The sequence below is a fragment of the Halorubrum sp. SP9 genome, assembly GCF_005435015.1.
In the GTDB taxonomy this organism is placed as follows: Archaea; Halobacteriota; Halobacteria; order Halobacteriales; family Haloferacaceae; genus Halorubrum; species Halorubrum sodomense.
Genome location: NZ_SGXU01000352.1, coordinates 1 through 477, shown reverse-complemented (window position 1 = coordinate 477; position 477 = coordinate 1). Strand labels below are relative to the sequence as shown.

Sequence of the window (477 nt, the reverse complement as noted above, 5' to 3'; positions counted from 1 at the left end):
CGAGCTCAAAAGGGAATCCACGAAGCTAAGAACTCGTATTTTAACCGGCGAGAATGCTAAGGTGGAATTAGGCGCTAATCCCCCTTTTTCAAGGAGCAACGCAGAAATTGAAGCGACGAAGTAGCGCAGTAGGGAGTGGGGTTAGCAGAATACAGGCGGTAAGCCCCCTTCCTCAAGGAGCGACCAGCGGGAGCGAGTAGGGTGGGGTAGTTCACCGAGTAGACGTGACACGTTCCAGCGACTGCGTCGAAGGGTCCCACAATCACACTCTGGCAAGAGATTGTTGTTGTTGACCTCTGCTTGGGAGTTTAAACTGAAGTGCGGTCCCGTTACTGAGATCATCCACAGAGATGTTGCCGCCCGCTTGCTTGACTGCCATCCGAATTTTCCAGATTCCAAGGGCGCTACCGTGCATTAATGCTGATTCTTGGCCTGTCTCTAATACCGCAGCCTCTGCTGGTGGTATTCCGGGCCCAT

1 pseudogene is annotated in these 477 nt (G+C 53.0%); it reads right to left on the bottom strand.

Annotated elements, in window-relative coordinates:
- Positions 1–262: 262 nt before the first annotated feature.
- A pseudogene (locus tag EXE45_RS20985) lies at positions 263–477 on the bottom strand (hypothetical protein); the annotation flags it as partial.